19 protein-coding genes and 2 tRNA genes are annotated in these 23,185 nt (G+C 44.3%); 5 read left to right on the top strand and 16 right to left on the bottom strand.

What is annotated here, in order from left to right:
- Nucleotides 1-232: 232 nt before the first annotated feature.
- Nucleotides 233-1,843 carry a GMC family oxidoreductase N-terminal domain-containing protein gene (locus KRP56_04915; GenBank protein ID UAL07187.1) on the bottom strand — a complete coding sequence of 537 codons (1,611 nt, stop codon included), beginning with the start codon at nucleotides 1,841-1,843 and terminating at the stop codon, nucleotides 233-235.
- 2,135 nt (nucleotides 1,844-3,978) lie between these two features.
- Here KRP56_04915 and KRP56_04920 point away from each other — a divergent pair.
- Nucleotides 3,979-5,238 carry a leucine-rich repeat domain-containing protein gene (locus KRP56_04920; protein ID UAL07188.1) on the top strand — a complete coding sequence of 420 codons (1,260 nt, stop codon included), beginning with the start codon at nucleotides 3,979-3,981 and terminating at the stop codon, nucleotides 5,236-5,238.
- 449 nt (nucleotides 5,239-5,687) lie between these two features.
- On the opposite strand, the gene map is transcribed toward KRP56_04920, so the two are convergent.
- From map to KRP56_04935, 3 genes are all read right to left on the bottom strand, one after another.
- Nucleotides 5,688-6,578: a type II methionyl aminopeptidase gene (gene map / locus KRP56_04925; protein UAL07189.1), complete on the bottom strand. Its 891-nt coding sequence runs from the start codon at nucleotides 6,576-6,578 to the stop codon at nucleotides 5,688-5,690.
- Nucleotides 6,579-7,133: 555 nt separating this feature from the next.
- A tRNA-Arg gene (locus KRP56_04930) sits at nucleotides 7,134-7,208 on the bottom strand.
- 77 nt (nucleotides 7,209-7,285) lie between these two features.
- On the bottom strand, nucleotides 7,286-7,969 hold the full coding sequence (locus tag KRP56_04935; GenBank protein UAL08466.1) for an FKBP-type peptidyl-prolyl cis-trans isomerase: 684 nt from the start codon (nucleotides 7,967-7,969) through the stop codon (nucleotides 7,286-7,288).
- 323 nt (nucleotides 7,970-8,292) lie between these two features.
- Here KRP56_04935 and KRP56_04940 point away from each other — a divergent pair.
- A tRNA-Thr gene (locus KRP56_04940) sits at nucleotides 8,293-8,369 on the top strand.
- Between the two features lie 135 nt (nucleotides 8,370-8,504).
- Nucleotides 8,505-9,035: a GNAT family N-acetyltransferase gene (locus KRP56_04945; GenBank protein UAL07190.1), complete on the top strand. Its 531-nt coding sequence runs from the start codon at nucleotides 8,505-8,507 to the stop codon at nucleotides 9,033-9,035.
- 13 nt (nucleotides 9,036-9,048) lie between these two features.
- On the opposite strand, the gene KRP56_04950 is transcribed toward KRP56_04945, so the two are convergent.
- Nucleotides 9,049-9,318: a hypothetical protein gene (locus KRP56_04950; GenBank protein ID UAL07191.1), complete on the bottom strand. Its 270-nt coding sequence runs from the start codon at nucleotides 9,316-9,318 to the stop codon at nucleotides 9,049-9,051.
- Nucleotides 9,319-9,772: 454 nt separating this feature from the next.
- Between KRP56_04950 and KRP56_04955 the strand changes: the two genes are divergently transcribed.
- The gene (locus KRP56_04955) at nucleotides 9,773-10,726 is read left to right on the top strand and encodes an asparagine synthase (GenBank protein ID UAL07192.1); all 954 of its coding nucleotides are present in this window, start codon (nucleotides 9,773-9,775) and stop codon (nucleotides 10,724-10,726) included.
- Between the two features lie 108 nt (nucleotides 10,727-10,834).
- On the opposite strand, the gene KRP56_04960 is transcribed toward KRP56_04955, so the two are convergent.
- Nucleotides 10,835-12,007, bottom strand: a complete 1,173-nt coding sequence (locus KRP56_04960; GenBank protein ID UAL07193.1) for a sel1 repeat family protein — start codon at nucleotides 12,005-12,007, stop codon at nucleotides 10,835-10,837.
- A 307-nt stretch (nucleotides 12,008-12,314) separates the two neighbouring features.
- On the opposite strand from KRP56_04960, the gene KRP56_04965 reads away from it, so the two are divergent.
- Nucleotides 12,315-14,561, top strand: a complete 2,247-nt coding sequence (locus KRP56_04965; protein UAL07194.1) for a hypothetical protein — start codon at nucleotides 12,315-12,317, stop codon at nucleotides 14,559-14,561.
- Nucleotides 14,562-14,699: 138 nt separating this feature from the next.
- On the opposite strand, the gene KRP56_04970 is transcribed toward KRP56_04965, so the two are convergent.
- The 10 genes from KRP56_04970 to argJ form a co-directional block, all read right to left on the bottom strand.
- A complete protein-coding gene (locus KRP56_04970; GenBank protein ID UAL07195.1) occupies nucleotides 14,700-15,146 on the bottom strand; it encodes a PH domain-containing protein in 447 nt (148 codons plus the stop codon).
- A gap of 223 nt (nucleotides 15,147-15,369) precedes the next feature.
- The gene (locus KRP56_04975; GenBank protein UAL07196.1) at nucleotides 15,370-15,618 is read right to left on the bottom strand and encodes a hypothetical protein; all 249 of its coding nucleotides are present in this window, start codon (nucleotides 15,616-15,618) and stop codon (nucleotides 15,370-15,372) included.
- Between the two features lie 84 nt (nucleotides 15,619-15,702).
- Entirely contained in the window at nucleotides 15,703-15,927 is a 225-nt protein-coding gene (locus KRP56_04980; protein ID UAL07197.1) for a hypothetical protein, read from the bottom strand.
- A 29-nt stretch (nucleotides 15,928-15,956) separates the two neighbouring features.
- Nucleotides 15,957-17,477 carry a DEAD/DEAH box helicase gene (locus tag KRP56_04985; GenBank protein UAL07198.1) on the bottom strand — a complete coding sequence of 507 codons (1,521 nt, stop codon included), beginning with the start codon at nucleotides 17,475-17,477 and terminating at the stop codon, nucleotides 15,957-15,959.
- Nucleotides 17,478-17,751: 274 nt separating this feature from the next.
- Complete coding sequence (locus tag KRP56_04990) at nucleotides 17,752-18,246, bottom strand: hypothetical protein (protein UAL07199.1); 495 nt, start codon at nucleotides 18,244-18,246, stop codon at nucleotides 17,752-17,754.
- A gap of 430 nt (nucleotides 18,247-18,676) precedes the next feature.
- Entirely contained in the window at nucleotides 18,677-19,363 is a 687-nt protein-coding gene (locus tag KRP56_04995; protein UAL07200.1) for an ACT domain-containing protein, read from the bottom strand.
- An 87-nt stretch (nucleotides 19,364-19,450) separates the two neighbouring features.
- Entirely contained in the window at nucleotides 19,451-19,948 is a 498-nt protein-coding gene (locus tag KRP56_05000; GenBank protein UAL07201.1) for a nitroreductase family protein, read from the bottom strand.
- 6 nt (nucleotides 19,949-19,954) lie between these two features.
- A complete protein-coding gene (locus KRP56_05005; GenBank protein UAL07202.1) occupies nucleotides 19,955-21,127 on the bottom strand; it encodes an acetylornithine transaminase in 1,173 nt (390 codons plus the stop codon).
- Nucleotides 21,128-21,132: 5 nt separating this feature from the next.
- Nucleotides 21,133-21,948 (bottom strand): acetylglutamate kinase, encoded by an 816-nt coding sequence (argB, locus tag KRP56_05010; GenBank protein ID UAL07203.1) that lies wholly within the window; start codon nucleotides 21,946-21,948, stop codon nucleotides 21,133-21,135.
- 9 nt (nucleotides 21,949-21,957) lie between these two features.
- Nucleotides 21,958-23,184 (bottom strand): bifunctional ornithine acetyltransferase/N-acetylglutamate synthase, encoded by a 1,227-nt coding sequence (gene argJ / locus KRP56_05015; GenBank protein UAL07204.1) that lies wholly within the window; start codon nucleotides 23,182-23,184, stop codon nucleotides 21,958-21,960.
- Between the last annotated feature and the right edge of the window lies 1 nt (nucleotide 23,185).

Genomic DNA, 23,185 nt, shown 5'->3' on the forward strand with positions numbered 1-23,185 from the left:
ATTATGCCGAAACATCCTTAATTAAATTTCAAAAATCGATATGGATCCATCCTGGATATGTATGGAAATAAAATTAAAAACCTCTGTATCCCCCTCATATCCTTCTCCGGCAACATCAAAATAGGATGTCTAATTATTATATTCTGACGTATTTTTGAATTCTTACTTATAATATATTTTAAAAAAATTACTGGAGTAGATCATTTCTGATCATACCCCAGAAAAATCAAGGTTACATTATTTCCGACTTGATGATCTTCGAAGCCATTTCACCGATATAAACGACTGGACCCATTGTGTGTCCACAATTGACCTGTGGCATTATTGAAGCATCCGCTACACGCAAACCTTTGACCCCACGGACCCTCAGATGTGAATCCACGACAGCCATCGGATCCTTATCGAGGTCCCCAATACGTGCGGTACCAACTGGATGGAATACAGTGCCAGCCTCATTACGTATAAATGACTCGATCTCCGCATCGGTCGCATCGAGAGAAGGATGAACAAGCTCAGTATAGGGGGATAAAGCCTTGGTCTTAGTCAGCTGCATAGCATAACGCACGCCCTTGATAAAACGTCTCATATCATCCCCATCACCGAAATAATTGGGATCGATCAGAGGCTTATCGTGCGGATCCCCTGATGCCAGCAATACATTCCCTTTACTCTTCGGGATCGTAAGTATCACTGGAACAGAATAGCCGCTTTTGTCGGCAATACCTTCCACTCCTAAGAACTCCTTCTCCGAACCGCTTGCATTATGCGTATAATAGAATATCAACTCGAAATCTGGCCCTTTGTGGGTACCATCCAAAGATACGAGACCGGCAGCCACTCCGGGATAATAACACGATGGACCTGTGTGATCCTTCCTCCATTGTGCAATGGACTCCTCGCTAACCGGGTTAAGATGAGAATCCGGAATCGATTTAGAAGATAAGAATTTCATTGTGAACATCAAGTGGTCATTCAGATTCTCACCAACACCAGGAACGTCCGCAACCAATGGTATGCCGTGTTTCTTCAATTCCTTCTTAGGACCAACTCCTGACAGTTTTAAGATCTGAGCAGTATTGTATGTTCCGGCAGAGAGGATCACCTCCTTGTTGGCCTTTATGCTTTGGACCTTCCCTTCATGTTCGATCTCGACACCAGTTACGATGTTGCCCTCGAATATGACCTTGCGAACAAATGTGTTCGGCTGAATAGTAAGGTTAGATCTTTTCCTGATCTCCTTGGAAAGATAATTGTCCGCTGGTGTTTTCCTTACATTATCAACAAAATATTTTTGCACGATATCAGCACGATATGCATCCTCGCCGGAGAAATCACCGATCCCACCAAATCCTGCCTCTTTGAACCCTTTCAACATTGTGTGCACGAAATCCGTAGGATATGCTGAATCCTCCAAACGAAGCATGCCTCCCTTTCCCCTGTAACGGCTTGGTCCAAGGTTTGTATCCTCAATCCTCTGGAAGATCTCCAGTGCCTTTTCATAATTCCATCCTTCGGCACCTTGTTTTTCCCAAGAATCATAGTCTTCTTTGGTTCCCCTCATCCAGAATCCCACATTGATCCCGGAAGAACCTCCAACCACGCGACCTCTGGGATGATAGATCTTACGACCATTCAGACCTTTCTGCGGCTGCGTCTCATATTGCCAGTCATAGTCTGTCCCCCAAACCATGAAAAAAGCCCCTGGTGTCCTGGAGATGTCATTTGTATTCTCACCACCCGCCTCTAACAATAATACAGATGTCTTCGGGTCCTCACTGAGTCTGGACGCTACTACCGGTCCGGCTGTCCCGGCTCCAACAATTATGTAATCGTATGATCTCATTAACGCTACCTCCTTTCTTATCTTAAACTTCCTTATCTTCACACAAAAAATCCATTATTGATTGTAGTAGAACTGTATCAATTTAAAGAGTTTCACATTTAAATGTAAAAAATCACAACCTGTATGATTCCAAAATATAATTTACTTCGATAAATGATACTCTACATATCCAATTGAACAATGCAAATATTTACTTTTGTAAAAAAACAAAAACCAGAGAAATCAATGCAACCTCTTTTTAAAATAATCAGCAACGTGCAATACAAAAAATAACAACGATCTTAAAAGTTCAAATTTCTTATCGATAAAAAAAATTACGCCGCAATATTATATACTTACAATATGTAAGTAGTATATGGAGATGGTTAACGGCCCACGAAGAAGCCGGATACCCTATGTGTCGATCTTCAACGTTCGTACAGAACGTTCATAATGACCCATAGTTCCTCGGTCACGGTCATCACACTGAGTCCATTACCATGAAACTCGGTGTAGATCTCGAAGATCTTACACCACCTCCTACCAGGATGAACCTGCGGATTCGCCGAAGTTTAAAGCATGCGGCAACTCCGTAGGCTTCTCACTCCCGCGAACATGCAACCGCCGGAGCGATTGTATTTTTATCACATCCTGGTATCAAAACAAAAACCAAAATCAGTTAACACAATTCAAACAATACCAGAAGACGGGCGGCCCGAATCCGTCACGACCTGTCACGTTCCCGGCAGATCCGGTACCGCCCCGGCAGACGGGACACATGCTAATTTCAATTCATAGAATTGATTTGAGATACAGAGAGATAGATTTGTCCCCATGAACTTCTGTCTGCCGAAGTACGGGACGCTTGCGGATCTGCGTGTATTTTTAACGCGAACAGATCCGCAGGGTCATCCCGACAGGAAGCATTTTGATCTTCAAAACCAGTGTATACACCCCGTGAGGAATGTTGAAGATCGACATCATTCAGATGTACGGTCCTTCTGGAAGCCGTTTTCATACTTCCCATATAATATACGACGTTCGAAGTATTTAAAGACAAGCGAAAAACAACTAAAATTCATTAAAAATATTGAATATTTTTAGAATATGTTCTTAAAAACCAAATCTCAGAACATTAATTCATTTCTGAAATTGAAATAGAAAACCATACTCTAGATTGCAAAAATACAAATCGATCATGAATGACTTTTATCATATTTTGATCCCTTGAATTATAACAATGTCAATTGAAGATGATCTTACACTCGAACATCATCATTGGTCTTTTGTATGATTTTAAGTATTTTGAACAAAAAATATATGTTGTAGTATGGTTCTACGTCCTCATAATGTGGTAAATACAAAAAATATATATTTAGATGGCTGCAACTAATATGAGCAATTTTGTTTTTTTATATAAATTTGAAACTATTGATGAATTTTACTATGTAATAGATCATATGGAACCCTACGTCGATCTATTGCCCTATGAAGGTCCATTCTTAGGAGGTCTACCCTCGGTGAATGATTTTGTAGTAATATATTTTAAAGAATTAAGAAAATTACAAGATATTCCTTTATTGGAATCTCGTATAAGGATATTATACGATTCAACAGAACGCGTATTGGAAAGTATCAAAAAATACAGAGAATTAATATTGATGGATATTGACTTTTAATATGCTTATAACGAAGGGTCAAATATCAATTGTTCAAATTCGTCTTTCAAAAAATTCACGAACGACGAAATAAGGACAGATCCTTGATGCTCTGTACACACGATAACCGACAGCATCTCCGCCGATGTATGTCACGACTGCCGGTGATCCAGGCGATAAGGGACCTCAGAGATACGATCCATGACGTAACTGCAAGATGATATCGAAGCAGCTGGGGGTAGAGATACAGAATTGCAGATGCCTTTGTATGAAGAAGAATTGATTATATGTCATAAATTTTTCATAAAATAACAGAAACTGGGAGTAAGATTACTTTATATTCTCAATACATGATTGTTACCCGGGTTTCGACTCGGTCAGATATATCGACCACATACTGGATATGTGCATAAAGATTGCAATTACTGAAGCTATCATAAACCGTATAATGAATGTAAAAAGCAAACCGATGTCTAAACTGCACAGGAGATAAAAATAATGAATATGAGTCTCTTCAATAGAAAAAGGACATTGTATGCGATTTTGCTTACTGTTCTATTAACTACCACGGTTCTCGCTGTTACATATGATAAAGATGACAGCTCAGCAGTGGTCGCTGATACGTTCAATGACGGAAAATTTTACTACAGCATAACTTCTGAGGAAAACAACGAGGTATCCATTACCGATACCATGGTGAGCACAGGCAGTATATCCATACCGTCCAGTGTAGAACATTATGGAAAGACGTACAATGTCACCTCAATTGGCAATAATGCATTCTATGGATGTTCCGGTTTGACAGGCTCATTGACCATACCTGACAGTATTACTGTCATTGGAAGTTATGCATTCTATGGATGTTCCGGTTTGACAGGTTCCCTGACGATACCCGACAGCCTTACCACCCTCAACATTTATGCATTCTGTAACTGTTCCGGTTTGACAGGTTCCCTGACGATATCCGACAGCCTTACTAGGATTGGTTTTGGTGCATTCTCTGGGTGTTCTGGTTTCACTGGTTCATTGACCATACCTGGTAACGTCACCATGATCGATAATTTTGCATTCTATGGTTGCTCTGGCTTCAATGGTTCCCTTATCATATCAGGTGGTGTGAAGACCGTCGGCTTCTCATCGTTCGAGAACTGTACAGGATTCACAACTCTTACGATACCTTGGAGCGTCAATGTGATTGAAAATACCGCATTCAAGAACTGCATCGGTCTAACATCCATATCCATAAGTTCCAATCCCAAATGGACCGATATAATGAGTAATGATGTGTTCTCCGGTATAACATTCTACGATGAGACCGGCACGACCGTTCTGGAACAAACGGCAAGCAATCTTTGCCGCTATTCCTTTTCCGGTACATATGAGCATATGGTAAGGGGCGATCCGATCGAAATAAATTCCATCAATTTCTATGATGAGGAAGGTTGGCCACTGGACGAACCGATCCAACCTGACGTGGCCAAAGGAAGCTCTTTCATCATCCCTTCATACTCAGGGATCAAGACTGGATATGTTTTCAGCGGATGGAATGACGGAACAGCCATCTATGCAGCAGGGTCCACATATACGACAGGTTCGTCCGATGTTTCTTTTACAATCGTATGGACCGCTACAGATAGTAACGATGCCGATGATTCCAATTCTTCTACCGATTGGTTATTGTATGCTACAATTGTCATCGTTATTCTGATTGTAATAGGTCTTGCCGCATATTACTTCAAAATCCGGAAGAATGCATGAATAAACTGCCCGGTACACATACCGGGCTACTTTTTATTTTCTGATCAATTGCGGATTCGATAGTTGTAATTCACACCAAAACCTATTGGGACCTAAACGATGATTAAGAGCCGAGAAGACCGTCGATGCTCTGTACGACACGATAACGGACAGCATCTCCGACGATGTATGTCACGACTACCGGTGGTCCAGACAATAAAGGGCTTCGGAAATATGATCCATGACCAGAACTACAAGCTAATATCGGAACAGTTGATGATAAAGATACAGAATTGCAGATGTCCTTGTATGAAGAAATAAAAAAAATAATTTGCATTAAATAAAACACAAGCAATTTATCCCATTCAATTAATTTATTGAATTCTATAATTTTATGCAGAATAACAGAAACAATCTGAATTCATTATGTCACTCCACACAAAAACTTATAGAACCTTATTTAATAACATTTAAGGCAAAGTTGTAACCTCTGCCCTTGGACCTGCGATATAGAATGTGTGTTCATGCTGAGATACTATGCCACCATTGATCTCTATCATTTGTGTATAACCGGAAAGTATACCGCGACGTAAAAGGTATCTTACATGTTTTTCAGCATCTGGAAAATCACAGCTTCTCGCACAGAATGCAAATGTACTGAACTCACCTTTCACATATTCCAAGAATTCTTGAGCTTTAGGATCGTCCACCTTACGTTCTCTAACCACACGAACTATGTTTCCTTGAGGCCCATCGACGACTGCGCCTCCTCCATTTGTAGCAAACGGCTCTACGGCCATTACATGGCCTGTCTTTAAAATCGTACTATCTCCATTCGCATAACTCGGCACGGAAAACCCCGCATGTAGTTTATAAACCTCGATTTGGTGTCCGTTGAGATTGTCAATAGGTTTGAAACCTGCTTGATTTATCACCATCTCGACCACACGTCCGATATCTCCAAGTGTCGTACCTTCACCGACAAACTCTGCCACTGCGTTCCTAGCAAGCTTTGATGCTTCGATCAATTCGGTATATTTCCTGGTACCGACTTCCACTGTGCCTGCTATGTCGCCTATATAACCGTCTATCTCAGCACCACAGTCGATCTTAACAACGTCCCCCAGCTCGAAAACCGTGGGATCATTGATACATGGTGTGTAATGAGCAGCAACTTCATTTCTGCTTATGTTACATGGAAACGCAAGTCCGCAACCGTGCTCTCTGATGTATCCCTCGACTTCCTGTGCGACATCATAGAGTTTACCGCCTGTTTTAACAAGCTCCATTCCTAACTCTCTAGCAGCTCCTGCCACCTTACCAGCTTTACGAAGTTTTTCTAATTGTTCGCTTGTCAGCATCTTAATACTTCCTCGATTTTTCTTCGCCTACATTTTCCATAAAATTTGAAGCTGTCATTATATCTTGAGCATTGACATCGTATAAAAAATTACAGTCACTTGTCTTCAAACCTGAAACCTCCGATACGTTCAATCCGTGTTTTGCAATTTCCTCACCTTGATCTTGAACATTACCGTGTTCAAAATTTGATGATTTCACTCAATCTATTAACAGATTTATTTACCATATTTTATTCTTCTTTGATAAAATTCTCACGTCTTTTAACATCTTAGCTACCGTACACTGCGATAACCGACAGCATATGTCACGACTGTCCGATGGTCTAAGCGATAATGGACCTCAGAGACACGATCCATATCACTACAAGATCATATCGGAACAGCTGAGATAGAGATACGGTTCGAATCCCTTCCTGCTCGCCTCTTTATATTCTGATATAAATCACATGATTAATACAAAAATCTGATATCTAAAAACAAAATGCATATTGGAAATTATCTTGAACGAACCTTTCAGGAAAAAAACCCAGACAAATGTAATAGAAGACGAAGAGGCGAGCAGGAAGGGATTCGAACCCTCGGCTTGCAGCTTAGGAGGCTGCCGCCATATCCAGACTAGGCCACCTGCCCGCGAGTTATCTGAGGCTAAAAGGTTATTGGATAAAAGGTTTATGGATGGACGCCAGTGATATTCACTGGCTGTGATCTCATTTCTTTGCCAAGGACCAGATCTCGATGAACTCGACTGTGTCGACACTGAATGCCTCACGAAGTTCCGAGACGATCTTGAACCTTGCAACGGGCCATTCCTGGTGGAACTTTGTGACCTCGGGGAGTGTCACAACGACCTTGTCACCGGGGAATGCAAACTCGAATCCCACAGCATCGCCGAAGTTGAGCTCGATGATGGCCTTCGCCTTCTCGACCTGTTCCTCGATGATCTCTGTGACAGTGATCTTGTAGAGGAGATCGTGTCCTGCGAGGGGGTTGTTGAAATCGACCTTTACGCGGCCTGCACCTGCGGACATGACTATTCCGGATTTGTTGCCGAGTGTGACCTGAAGTCCTGGGTAGGGGTTGATCTCCTGCTTGTAGAACTCTCTGATCGGATAGATCTCGATGAATTTGGGGTCCCTTACACCTGCTGCTTCTTCACATGGAACGGCGACCTCGATCTCCTTTCCAACCTCTGCGGTCTCGAGGGCTTTCTCGAGTGCGGGGAAGAGCTTCTTGGAACCTACCACATATGCCATTGGGGCGTAGTGGTATTTCTCGTTGTATATTCCTGCGTCTTTAGCGACCTGTTCGACGGTGGTGTCGTAGAGTCTCTCTGTGTCGGCAAAGTATGCCTTGTAGTCCATGCGGATCATTTTCTTAACGTCTGCCATGATTATTCACCATTTATTAATGAATGTAATAGATTTGGCGATACTCTACTTTATATTAAAGTTATCGCCCAACAAGGATCTTCAAACCTCATCGTTTTATGCGAATCCAGTATCGTGAATAATAATTATGGGGTCAAAACAATGACAGACACATAATTTCTCATCATATGGTCATCCAATAACGATACGCCGTATCATCCTCCGAGGATGCATCGAATAAGAAAAATAATGTGCGATCACCTATCCAGCACTTGGATTTATATCATTATTTATCGATGATAACATGAAAACCATTAAAAACAAGATACCCATACCGTCGATTCAAAGCCACCTTTGCATAGCCCGGTAGTGCGGCTGACTTGTAATCAGCAGGTCGGGGATTCGAATTCCTCAGGTGGCTCCACTTCTTCTTATCCTTTTGAAAAATGGTGATTTATTTTTCTATTCATGTATGTTCATATTTGATCTTTGACCGAATTCTGTCAAGAAATCGTCAAAAAGCATCACAGATAAATATACAATCTGCAAGCATTCCACGATGAAAATGATCGTTACGATGCTACCTTTAAAAGAACAGGGTGTAGCCACATTCAAACACGATGTGCAAGAAGCGTTCCAATTCGGCTTCGAAACGGAATTCAGAAAATGCGAAGAAACTATCCTTCCAGAGAAGGATATAAATGATTCGCTGAACGCAAAGGGAGCTGAAGCCTACTGGGCTATCGCCGACGGGACCCCATGCGGTGGAGCCGTCATAAATATCGATGCTGATGCACACCACGGCCATCTAGATTTGTTGTTTGTAAATACAGATCAACAAAGATCGGGAATCGGATACGCCATTTGGAAGGCCCTCGAAGATATGCATCCCGAGATCAATGTTTGGGAAACATGCACACCTTATTTTGAGAAAAGGAACATCCATTTCTACGTGAACAAATGCGGTTTCCACATCGTTGAATTCTACGGTCCGTTCCATCGTGACCCTAATTCTCCCGAGGGAGTTGGCGGAATGCCAGCAGAACAGGGAGATTATATGTTCAAATTCGAAAAGAATATGATTAGATGAGATAAATGATCTTTCAAGAGCAGACACACACAGCACACCAGAAGAAGAGAAGCACGACCTTCATGCCGATGTTCTTGGAACAAATGCGCACGCATCTTTGATTTGCCGATATCGGCCGTACACATTCCTTTCCATCGAAGAAAATTGTTCTGTTCGTAGCTTTCTCAATGACCTGTTTATCAAAATTAGTCATATCGTCAAACGAATACTTTGTCTCTTTCAGCAAAAACTGATGTGGAAGGCGCACTTCCACAAAACAGTTGCCGTTACGATATGTCTGCATTGCTTCTTCCCATCATCTGATGCCTATCTCTCCCCTACATATCGTCGTAATCATGCTCGGCCTTGCATCAATATTGAGTGAAAAACTCAATTTTTCACTTGAATAAGAAAAAGATGTATTTTCCTTCCCCCTTGTATAATATAGCGTTTTCGTGATAGTGACTATTGCATTTTCGTGATTTTATTTCCACATGGTTTCTCAGAGACCCAAATCGATCTCGTATTTGACGTTTACATTGTTAATTTACATAGCATCCATCTGACCTATGATTCTTGTACTTTCCACTTGATATACGTTTATACGCAACCATTTTTGATAATTGTACAAACACATGGTATCCTCAAAATACACAATCACTTCAAAGGTACATTATCACCTTCGTGAATGATCAGATAATAAAGTATGCTGTGCCCTCAATCACAGTTAAATAATCCCAAACCTTCGTTCCCGCAACATGTCCTTCAGATACAGCTCATTGGAAGATTCTATCGTCAACGTAATCAAGAAAAACGTCGAAGGGAAGGACATAGGTGTGGCATTCTCCGGCGGACTGGATTCGGGACTGGTGTCGGCAATATCCAAGAGATACGCCAATTCGGTAACGCTTTACACATGCGGCACCGACAAAGCGTACGATGTCCTCATGGCAAGAGAACTCTCCGAGAAACTGGAACTCCCGTGGGTGCACGCTAGGATATCAATAAACGACATCGAGGAACGCCTCAAGGAAATGATGGTCGCCACGGATACCACAGACCCATTCACCCTCTCATACGAACTACAATTGTACTGCGTGTGCATGACGGCGAAAGAGGACTATATCGTCACCGGCCAAGGCGCGGACGAATACTTCATGGGGTGCGCCAAATTCATAGACCAGCCTGATGAGGATTACGAGGTCCTGAAGGATTCTGCGGTCGGAAGGCTTATAGATGTTTCCGTCCCCTGCGAGAGAAGGATCGCGGCACATTTCAAGAAGGAATTGATCTATCCCTATATGGACGACGCTGTTGTATCCGAGATAAAGAAGATAGACCCCGAAATACTCAGACCCACGGACATGGACTCCAGGAAATCGGTATTGAAAGAGATCGCAATGGACCTCGGATATCCGTTCCTTACAACCAGGAAAAAGAAGTCGTCGCAATACGGCTCCGGTACCACAGATCTTGTACGCGCATTGGCCAGACAGAGGAAGATGAAATACAACGAGTATATCGAATCATTATGCGATGAGGTCCTATCTGGAACGCCGTCAAGGAAGAAGACCGCGGCCGTCTACGCCCGCATAGATCCGATACTGAAGGCGGAAGCAGAAAGGATCCTTCAAGAACAGGGGTCATCACCATCCGAAGCCGTGGATATGCTCTACCGCAAGATCGTAGCAGATTACAACAATAAAGACTGAGTTCTGTACTTCACGATCGGCATGTACGTTGTTCAGATCTCTGAGATCGCTCCAACTTGATCGCAAATTTTTGTCTTGACTGCAAAGTCCATCAGATGTGCCCAATTATCATTCCTTACCGATTATCTTGAATGATTTGTATGACTCACCGTCATCTATGTACATCTTAGAATCCTTTGCACCAGCCTCGAGTGCCTCAAGATTGTATTTAGCAGGTTCGTAACCGCCATTCAAAGCAAGTTCGAACATTTCTTTGGCCTTTGCCCTATCTGCCTTGACACCAATGCCCATGGCGTACATAGAACCAAGATTGGAGGATGATTCAGCAAATCCTCCCGCAGATGCTTTACTGAACAGATCAAAGGCCTTCTTCGTGTCCTTAAGGACACCGACACCGTTGAGATACAGAAGTCCCAGATTGTTCATGGATTCCAAAGAACCTTTCTCCACGGCCTTTGAAAGATAGATCACTGCTTTCCTTTGGTCCTGATCCACACCGAAACCGAACATATATGCTGTGCCTACCGCGGCCATGCACCTGGGATGACCGACGGAGGCCCCCCTCTCATAACATTCAAAGGCCTTCTTCCGGTCCTGCATAGCATGCGGACCGCCATGGTCGTATGTACATCCTAAAGAGAACAAGGCATCCGGACATTTCTCCACCGCGGCCTTCTTGAGATACTGGAATGCCCTAAAATCATCCGGCGATTTCATACCGAGGCCCAAAGTATACATCAGATACAGGTCGTATTGAGCAAATTTGTGGCCCTCGTCCGCGACCGCTGTCAGAAGTTCCAGCGCCTTGCTGAAATCCTCTCTGTCGGGATCTGTGAGGTACATTGTACCCAATCTGAACTTCGCCTCTAGATTGCCCTGTGCTGCGGCCTTCTCATACCACTCAGCTGCCTTTGCGGTGTTCTCCTTCACACCGTCACCTCTCTCGTAGGTGAGCCCCAAATAGAACTGCGCCTGCTCAAGCCCCTGCTCTGCAGCCTTGCCGCACCATTCCAGATACTTCGAAGGGTCTTTCTTTACCCCTTCCCCTTTCATGTACATTACAGCAACAGCTAATTGACCTTCAGCACTTCCTTGCTCGGCCGCCTTCATATACCATTTGAAGGCCTTCTTGGGATCCTTCTTCACCACATGGCCTTCAGCATAGGCTGTACCAACATACAACTGAGCTTTCAGCTCTCCTTTCTCTGCGTCCTTAACGACTTCCTCAAAGGTAGGCACAACAACGATAAGCGCGTCCAAAGTTATTGAATCATCGGTCATAGATACACAATTAGTTGCAAGATAAAAATTTGTACAAAACTAATCGAAAAGTATTTGATTACATCCAACTGTATATTAGATTTGCCGTGGGCGTTCGATTATCTCGGGCTCTATCCATTTGTGCTTAGCGATATAGGTGGAAACACTGTTCACGGCAATTAGTCACAACATTCTTACTTTTTGACTTACAGTCGATGACTGAAATCCATAAAATAATGAATTGATCTAACGATATACGATGACACCGCTCAAATCGTTGTTATCCAGTATTGAACAGATTTATAATTTTCAACGACCTAGTTGACTCATGGATGATAAAAGCAAATACGTCATTATAACGGTCGTATTGGCGGCACTAATCGGAGCCGGATGCTATGCTTTCGGAGTATCACAGCAATCGAATGACGATGAGACCGATCTTACCGGATATTGGTACCAAGTTGGTTACTACATCTATGATGACGGCATCTATCGCTCCGTCGATCAGAGCTCGATGTCCCTCGACTACGGCATAAACATAATAGGTTGTGAAAAAGGAATATTCACTGGCATATACCAGAACGGCGAGATCACCGGAAGTTATTCAGACGATACCATTGTCTTCACAGGTGTGTACGATGATTACACCACTTGGTTCTATGGGACAATATCCGGCAACATGATCTACGCCTCATGCACTGAATATGGCGGTAACATGAAGGGCGGATATCTTGTTTATTCACAGGACATCAATGCTGTTCCTTCCAATCCATCGGTCACGGACATCATGGGCGACTGGGAGGTCGTATCTGCATACGCATTGATCGAGGGCAATATTGTCCAGATCAGCGGTGATTCCCTGACCATAACAGAACAGATGGGGTCCGTATTTTACGGTAATATGGAACAAATGAAAGACAGCCAGATAGAAAACACCGATATAACTGGTGCCTTTACAAATATCGACAATGACGGTTACCGCATCGGATACATGTTGGATGAATACGGTGTGAATTGGACCGTCCTTATGAAAGATGGACAGATCGTACTCCGCACTAACATCCTCGACACCATGGAAACAGAAGAATACTTGCTTGGATCTGTAGAAAGATCATACACCCGGGATGGCGATTCATCCTCTCTGAATGTGGAAGCAGACCTGGCTGAAACATCATGGAGATGGGAAAGCTCCATGGTCGCATATGATAATACTGTGTCTGATATCTACATCGACTACATCATCAATTTTGATACACAGGAAGGTTCTATCCTTTCAGGTACGATGGATTACAGAGGGTACAGCCATGAAATGACAGCCTATCTCTATGGTTCATCACCAGTCACTATATGCATATCAGGAAAATATTCCGAAATGGACATCTACGGGATCGGGACCATCATCGATGGGAAGATCTATTTCAACGAATGGTCCGATGACGGGAAAGAGCTCACAAGTACTGTGTTCACACAAGTAACTGACGAACCGATAGAGCCAGATACACTTGTAGGTCACTGGTCGTGTCTTTCTTCCATCGGTATCGACATTGATGACCAGATATATTATTCGACAACTGGATACAATATGGAAGAACTTTATGATCTGACCATTCTAAATGCTGAGGACGGCATGTTCAATGGATATTTCGAAGATGTAAAGATCGCCGGTACGTATGAGGGCGGCGTTTTAAGATTCACTGTGACAACGGATGAAGGACTATCCTTATTCTTTACTGGACGTTTTACAGCAGATAACGTGTTCTTGTCCGAGGAACTCTATTACAACGAAAACGGAATCATCCAGGTCTGGAGGTCTATCTACTCCACATCCTACATGTTATCAGGATTATCGTCCGTCGAGGACGATGGAATTGCTAGTGATTGGACATCGCCCGATGGATATTCTTTCCAATACATCGACGGGACCGCAGATGATCTATTAGGCCGGAATATAACAATAAAAAAGATGGGACCGTTCGTAACTGGAACCATGGAACAGGAAGTTGACGGAGTACTGGTCGACAAGAAGTTCATTGGCATATACCACATAAGCGCGAACAACATATCCAGCAGAGCTATCATAATGGATGAGACCGGACTTGTATATGAGGTGAAACTATTGGACGGCGTACTCTATCTTTCAACAACGACCGTAACTGATTCTGAGTACACTGGAGAACGTGTTGCCGCTGACCGCATCTATACGCTGGATGGGTCCTCCCCGATAATCCCCGGCAGCCTTGACCTTGAAGGTACTGTGTGGACATCCACATATTCAATCTGTATGGACAAGGATGGTAACGTAGGAACATATGGCAATATGACGATCTCCATCGAAGATCAGTATCTAAATCTGTTCTCTGGTACTGTTGTAATTAACGAAGAATCCTACGGACTTGTAGGGTACATGATATTCGACAGCGATATCGATGAACCCAACTTGGTAATATCATATTGTGACAACGTGATGTTCGAAAGTAAGACAGCGGTGATCGACAGCGAAGGTGTGATGCATCTGACAGGATACAATGACGGATCGGATAGCAGCAAAGCCTTCAAGGTTGACCTTAGCCAGTAAAAACGAGGGACGACCTCCCTCACCTTATATTTTTATCACAGTTTACGGAAGTATCCTGGATCGTGGATACTTACTATAAAAGAATAGGGATCAAGGTCGAGATTGCTGAAAACGAATTGAAATGATTTAAAAAAGGTTTCATTCTTTTTCAGATTCTTTCTCAGCTTCAAATTTGGCCTTAGGACAGTGATCCCTGAGTATGCGAATGAACTCCTGTTTATCTTTTGGAGATACAGCTACGAATCCGTCTGTGCCATGATATATGAATACGGAGTCCGATGAGAACCCCAAGGAATATTTCCAAAGATTCTTGTCCTCTATCTTCTTGATCGATGGATACGGTATAGCAGGTGGCTCACTGAAGGTCAAAGGACATTTGATGACCAGTCTGTCTTTATCGAATATGTACTTGGTGCCATGGGCAGAAAGGACTATCAACAAAATGATCACGAAGAACATCGGAAGGGTATAAACGAACTCTCCCCTGAATATTATATAGAATACAACGGCGACAAAGCCTATCATGGCCATTATGGCCCAAAACACATTACCGAATTTTGTAGGAAAAACATTTGCGTCGTCCATATGAAGTTAAGCAATAATTCAGGATATATACCTGTCTATTGCTGGATACAGAAATGATCGGACCATATTCTTTATTATGTGGTCCCACAATACTTGCTCTCCATGAGACAATTGAACACCAGGGATTACTTTGCCATAGGTGTGATCGCATTCATTGTGATCGTAACAGTGATCGTTGCAATAATCACCGTAATGAAATAATGATGTTCCAGACATCTTAATTTCACGCAATGGTCTTGATTACACGCGCAGGATTACCCACTACCACAGTATTTGGGGGAACGTCCTTTGTTACAACAGACCCAGCGCCCACGACTGAGTTCTCACCTATGGTCACGCCCGGCAATACGATCGCACCTGCCCCGATCCAAGCATTCTTCTCTATCACGATGGGCAATGATATCACTGCCCTTCTGTCACTCGGATCCAATGGATGGTTCGACGTCACAAGTTTCACTGCAGGTCCGAACATTACATCGTCACCGATCGTTATGCCACCCTGGTCCAGGAAATAACATCCACCATTGATGAAAACATTCTTTCCGAATTTGAGGAACTATCCCCAATCTGAATAAAAAGGTGGGATTATAGTAACATCTTCAGAAAGTTTTGAACAAGTGAGCTCCCCGACGAGTCTCCTGATCTCTGCAGCATCGTGATAACCGCAGTTTATCTCCGCGGTTATCCTCATCATGCGAGAGTATCCGTCCAATACTTTTTGATGGTCGGCATCAGACGCCCTTATGGGCTCTCCTGCCTTCATACGGTCATAGATGTCCATATGCCGACCATCGTTTTATTCAGATAAAATCACTCTGCTCCCTGAACAGCCCTGTTGGAGAAGCCGTCGCCCTTACGAGCGACTTTTGTGCACTCCTTATCAGAATAGGGCACCTTGTTGGGTGCGATCTGTACCGATATCCTCTTGCCATTCAGATTCTTGTTGGACAATGCCTTGAGTGTCATCTCGGCATAGTCCCCTTTGATCTCGACATATGATGTTGTGCTGCCGAGCCCTACTCTTCCGACAAGATCGTCGGTGAGCTTTGCGGACTTCTTCACAACATCTGATATCTGCACGCGTCCGTAACCATCCTCTTTTCCGAGGTTGATCTGCAATGCGACCATCTCCTGTCTCTCGGTCTCTGTCTTGGACGGGATAACCTTGACCACTTTAACCTCGGGTACAGGCGCCTGAGCGAGATTTCCGGACATGATCGAGATGAGATCTTCCATCCTCATCTTATGGATCCTCTTTCCGGTCTCTCTCTCATACATCCTTACGCGGTTGTCCTCCATCTTTGTGACGAAGGATATCGCGATACCTTCTTTGCCTGCCCTTCCGGTCCTTCCGATACGGTGGAGATAGACCTCTGGATCTGAAGGAACATCATAGTTGACGACAACGTCGATGTTGTTGACATCGATGCCTCTTGCGGCAACATCTGTCGCGATAAGAGCCTGGAATCTGTCAGATTTGAAGTTCCTGATAACTTTCTCTCTCTTCATCTGAGGCATATCGCCGTGGAGTTCGCCCACTTTGTATTTCTCGCTGAGCTCTTCGAACAGCTCGTCGACCATCTTCTTGGTCTGACAGAATACAATTGTCTTAGGGGAGTTGCATGACAAGATCATCTCGAGTCTCTCGTGCTTTCCTCCTCTGGAAACTGGAATGAAATACTGCGTTACAAGGTCAGAACATGGTTCATCCTTTGATACACGTACTTCCAATGGGTCGATCATGAAACGTCCGCCCATGCGCATGATCTCATCTGCCATGGTAGCAGAGAAGAGCATTGTGTGTCTCTCCTTGGGTAAGGAGTCCATAATGAAATTGACCTCCTCTTCAAAACCCATGTCGAGCATACGGTCCGCCTCATCGAGTACGGCCTCTTTGATGCATGTTACGTCGAGGACACCTTTCTCAATCAGGTCCTTTACACGTCCTGGGGTTCCGGCAACGATGTCAGTTCCTCTCTTAAGGTTAGCGAACTGAGCGCTGTAGCTTGAACCACCGTATATCGCCACGCTTCTGTGCCTGGTGTAACTGGAGAGCTTGTAAAGCTCCTCCTCTACCTGAGCTGCAAGTTCCCTTGTAGGGCAGAGTATGATCGCTGAGGGCTTCTTCATCCCTGGAGCGATCCTTTCCATTATTATTGTACCATATGTCGCAGTCTTGCCAGTACCTGTCTGTGCCTGGGCAAGGATGTCCCTACCCTCGATCCCTACAGGTATTGCTTCTATCTGGACTGGGGTTGGTTCTGTCCATCCCATGTCCCCTATTGCTTTCAAAATCTTTACGTTGAGTCCCAAATCTGTGAAATTAGTCATGTCACGGTCCTAAAAAGTCCGTGCGAGATATCGGACCCTTACAATTCTGGGGTTAGCATTACCCCTATTTAAAGCAGATGTTCTAAAAAAGACATTACAATGACACCTTGTTCATACTGAAAACACAAGAGCAGATTATGCATTGTTTTGACAGCTTATAATAGTTCTTGATATTGTGATCGATCGAATGGTCCATTCTCATTAATTTTCAAGTAAATGTAGTTATACCGATCTTAAATTGTGTCTTATCTTAGCATGAATCTTGAAAAGCAATTCACATGAACATATCCAAGATCATGGCCGATGCAATACAGGTTATACCTATGAATGACGCCATTGACGAGAATCTGAGGAATTTCAATTTCCTGCTTACCGTTGCCTCTTTGATTTTTATGCCCTGCTCCAGATCCTCCATCATGAGGATCCGCATGCTGACCATGTCATGTTTGTAATTGTCAAACCTATCAGCGTCCAACTTCCTATAATTGGAATGAGGGAATACAACGACCATTGACAATGAAAGCGATAGGACCAATGAGATCATACCGAATGTCAGAATAAACTTACTTCCGTAATTGAAATCATTGACAGCCACCAACGTCGCTGTTGTCGTCAATATTATGCTGTTGAACAAAAGCGATACAGAAACGCGATCGTACATGCCGTTGTCCGTGCCCCTGAGATCATCATATCTATCGAATAACGATTCCCTATGAAAATCAAGAACTTCTTTATCCCAATCATCGTATTGAGATTCTCTGTCCAACATGGTGGTACATCACATATCATATATTTTGTCTTTGTGAAAAAAAGACCTGGAGAACCATTTAAATCTGTATGTAGTTGCTAGTATTGGACTCATATTGGGATGCATCAAGATATGAATGGAAAAAAAGACGCACTCAAACGCGGTATATTTTTATTTTTACCTGGTACAGTTGGAATTTTGATTGGATATGCGATAATCCTTCTTACAGACGACATTATTTTACAAATATTGATCGCGGCTATTGTTATTACCATAATAACCATTAGCTATATGCGTGTTAAAAGCTTAAAAAACAATAATTTATGATATATTTGACTTATTTGGAAATCAAGTAAATCTGTAAGATTCATTGTTAGAAGTTGGAAAGGATATCACTGATAACAGTGATCTGATGATGAAAAATTGAAGAGGGGCCTTGGCCCCATTGATCTTATTTGCTGTTGACGATCTGTTCAGCAGATTGGATGCACTTGGTCAGAACAGAATACGCATTGATCATGTCAGCCTCTCCGACAATGAAGATCGTATCCGTATGACAGCTGACGGTCTCCTCTATGTTGATGCCGGCGTCGGACAGGTTCGTTATAAGGAACGCTATGACCCCGCTGGTATCGACTATCTTTTCCGGAGATTTCACGGCTATTTCAACCAGGTTCTCTCTGATCTTTATGATGTTGAATCTTCCGACGGTGTCCATGATCCTGTCCTTCAACATACGGTCCGCTATGATGGTGACAGCTGATGCGGATTGAACACACTGCATGATCGAATTCTCATTCCAAAGGTCCTTGAAGAGATTGTCCATCTTATGAAGAACTGTCCAATCGTTCTTCGCTGTGACGATACACGTCTTGGTCCTCATCTCCAGCCTGCTGTCCTTGAGGATCTTGAGAATGCTGAGTTCGTGGTCGGTGGTCGTGTTCAGTTTGCCTGCATAACGGCGACATGCGATCATGACGGCCTCCTCATTATCAACCTCGAGGTCCTTCATTATCATTCTTGCCAGTGAAGAATAGTTTATCAGGCCTTTCGCAACACAGTCCTTGATGCTCGGATGGGCGTCAATATAGATCCTGGTTCTTTCGGCCAAACTCTCCTTAGACACATTTTTGGACATAATAGATGAATATCGTTCTAAGTATATATGTTTTGTTTCATATCAGACAAATTGTCTTAAATGGTTTAGAAAAAATATCGATTATCATCAATCAAAATATCTTACGCGTCCTGGCTCGTAATGTCCACGAGGAGAGGGCGACTCGTCTGGTACGCCCAATACAATAATGGCCATCGGCTCAGAATCCTTGATCTCGAGTAGCTTCTTCACACGCTCCACAGGATCTGGGTTGGGATACAATCCACACCAGCAAGTACCGTACCCAAGACCTTTTGCTTCAAGCAAAATGTTCTCGACGGATGCTCCACAGTCCTGTTGCCAGAATTCCGACAGGGACGGTATCCCAGAGATGATGATAGCGCAAGATGCCTGTTCGGCCATCTTCACATACGGAGTGACCTGTGACAGGTTCTCCATTTTGCTGCGATTCCTTACGACCGTGAATTTCCACGGACGAGAGTTTCTGGCACTGGGGGCCATCATTGCAGCCTCAAGTATGAGGTCCAGGTCCTTTTGCGGTATCACTCCCGGTTTGTACTTTCTTATACTCCTGCGCTCCCTTATTGCAGTTCCTACATCCATCATATCACCTCAGAGACATTCCTTGAACATTTTCATGAACATGGCGACATGTTCTTGTTTCAATATAAGAGGTGGGATTAGACGAATGACCTTTCCGTGACACACATTGATGAGGATGCCGTTGTCGAGCATGTACTTCTGAATGCCGACCGCGGTCTCCGGACTGTCCATTTCCACGCCGATCAAGAATCCCTTTCCGCGTACATCCTTTATCTTCGGACTGTTTATGGCCTTGAGTTCTTTCATCCATGCATCTCCGACGGTATTCACGTTATCGAGGATGTGTTCCTTCTTCATGATATCGATCACAGCACTTCCTGCCGTGCATACCAAAGGATTACCGCCGAATGTGGTTCCATGTGTACCTGGTGTCATGACTGAAGAAAGTTCGTTGGTGGTCACTACGGCCCCTATCGGTACTCCTCCGCCGAGCCCCTTTGCCATCGTTATTATGTCCGGTATGACATTGTAATTCTGTGTGCCGAACCATTTTCCGGTGCGGCCCATTCCTGTCTGCACCTCGTCAACGATCATTATCGCACCAGTATCGTTACAGACATCTCTCACCGCCTTGTAGAACGCTGGTTTTGCCACGACAACGCCGCCCTCTCCTTGTATGGGTTCAATCATCACTGCGGCCGTATCCTTGTCCACTATGGATTTGAGTGATTCCTCATCGTCATACTCGTAATAGTGATAAGCGTGACTGATTAGAGGCTCGAAAGACTTCTGATACTTGGTCTGTCCCGTGGCTCCCAGCGATGCTGCTGTACGTCCGTGGAAACCATTCAACGCAGATGCCACCTTCGAACGTCCGGTGTAACGGACAGCTACTTTGAGGGCGCCTTCGTTTGCCTCCGCCCCGCTGTTGACGAACAGACTGCGGTTAAGATTGCCGGGAGTGATACTTGCGATCTTCTCGGCCAGTATCACCTGCTCCTCAACATTGTAAAGATTGGATACGTGGATCAGTTTACCTACCTGGTCCTGTACTCTCGCCACCCATTCCGGGTGCGAATACCCAATAGCATTCACTGCGATACCAGCTACCAGATCCAGATATTTTTTTCCGGTGGTGTCGTAGAGATATACGCCTTCACCGTGTGTGAACGAAATATCGATGCGTCCGTAGTTCTGGAAAAGATACTTCTGACCTTCATTCTTTATCTCTTCGAATTTCATTATTGTCACTTCAATATTATTGTTCCGTGAGGGACATTTTTCATTATGTCCGTCACTATGCTTCTTTTATCCTTACCGTTGACCATGCGGACGACCTGTACTCCTGCGTTCAAAGCATTGCGACAGGCCTCCACCTTCGGTATCATTCCGCCCGAGATCACTCCCGAGGCTATGAGTTCATCCACTTCCTTCAGAGTGAGTTTGTCTATCTTTGATGACGGGTCATTGATGTCTGTGAGTATTCCAGGGACGTCGGTGATCGTTATCATCTCTTTGCATTTCACCCCGGCGGCAATACCAGATGCCATTGTATCGGCATTGACGTTCAGTTTATTTCCCAACGCATCCTTGCCGATCGGGTATATGACGGGGGTTATGCCGGCCTTCAGCAGGTCGAATATCGAATCGACATCGACATCGCTGACCTCTCCGACGAGCCCCAGATCGACTGTGACCTCCTGTCCGCCCTCCATCACAGTATACGGTGCCTTCTTCTCACAAAGAGTGAACGTGTATCCTGCACAACCCAGTGCCTGGATGGATGCCTCGATAAGGCATTCGACCACGTCCGCATTGAGTTTACGGAGCACATCTTCTGCAACGTCGAGAGCATCTGCATCAGTGACCCTCACACCGCCGACCTTCTTAGGGGTCATGCCTCTCCTCTCCATCTCCTCGGAGATCTCGGGACCTCCTCCGTGAACGAGGATTATCTTGGCACCGTCATGTATGAGCTGGGCGATCTCGTTGGAGAGGCGCATCATGTCCTCCTTGCCACGTATCGCATTGCCACCGAACTTTAGGACGTAGATGTTCTTCATTCCTGACCCTCAGGTTGCATATTCCGCATTGATACGGACATAATCATAAGTGAGGTCACAGCCCCATCCAGTAGCTGATTCCTTTCCTATTCCCAGATCCAACAAGATGCATACTTCCTTGTTGTCCATGGCCATACGGACCACTTCGACCGAACGCTCTTCTTGGAACACCGGTGCGCCACTATCGAGGATCGGGACCTCCATGTCCCCTCCCTTGATCGTCAGATGCACATCCTCCAATTTGAAATTGCAACCACTGTTTCCCAGAGCCATCATGATACGACCGTAATTCGGATCGGACCCGAATATGGCAGACTTCACCAAGGGGGAGTTGATGATCTTCTTTACCGCCATGCGGGCGTCTTCCTTTGTCTCTGCTCCAGTAACCTGAACCTCAATGAGCTTCGTTGCACCTTCTCCGTCCATCGCGATCGTCTTTGCGATCTTTGTCATTATGAGCTGAAGTGCCTCTATGAAGGCTGGATCGGTATCAGCATCCTTTCCTTTTGCCATTCCGTTGGCCAAAAGGATACATGTATCGTTGGTGGACTGGTCACCGTCTACCGACACCATGTTCATACTGTCATCCAGGATCGTTTGCCAGGTCTTCTTGAACTTGGGCGAGAGCTTAGCATCTGTTGTGACCAATGACAACGTTGTACCGTGAAGCACCTTAAGATGGGGCGCGATCATTCCGCTACCCTTTGAAATGGCAGATATGTAGACCAATGTACCGTCGCCTAGACGTACGCGGGCCGATGCTTCCTTCTTTATCGTATCAGTGGTCATTATTGCTTCTGTGATCAGACTGTCCGCCTCGCGGCCCTCGTCAAGCTCATGGCAGGCACGGCTGATACCATAACGGATCTTGTGCATGTCCATGAAACGTCCGATGAGACCTGTGGACATTATGCCGACCTGTTTCTGGTCGATATTCAACTCTGCGGCGACCGCCTTCTGCATTGACATCGCATCCTCTATTCCGCGGCGTCCGGTGAGGGCATTCGCATTACCGCTGTTTATGACAACAGCGGATAATATTGGTGAGTTGTCACTCATCATCACCTGTACTGGTGCAGCTTTGACTTGATTCGATGTATATGCAGCGAAAGCTGTAGCCGGTACTTCCGAATACAGCAAACCCATGTCCAACGCACGGTATTTTACACCGCTGTGAACTCCGGCCGCTTTAAATCCCTGGGGAGTCGTTATTCCTCCGTCGATAAATTCTACCATT

It is taken from the genome of Candidatus Methanogranum gryphiswaldense, assembly GCA_019262145.1.
In the GTDB taxonomy this organism is placed as follows: Archaea; Thermoplasmatota; Thermoplasmata; order Methanomassiliicoccales; family Methanomethylophilaceae; genus Methanogranum; species Methanogranum gryphiswaldense.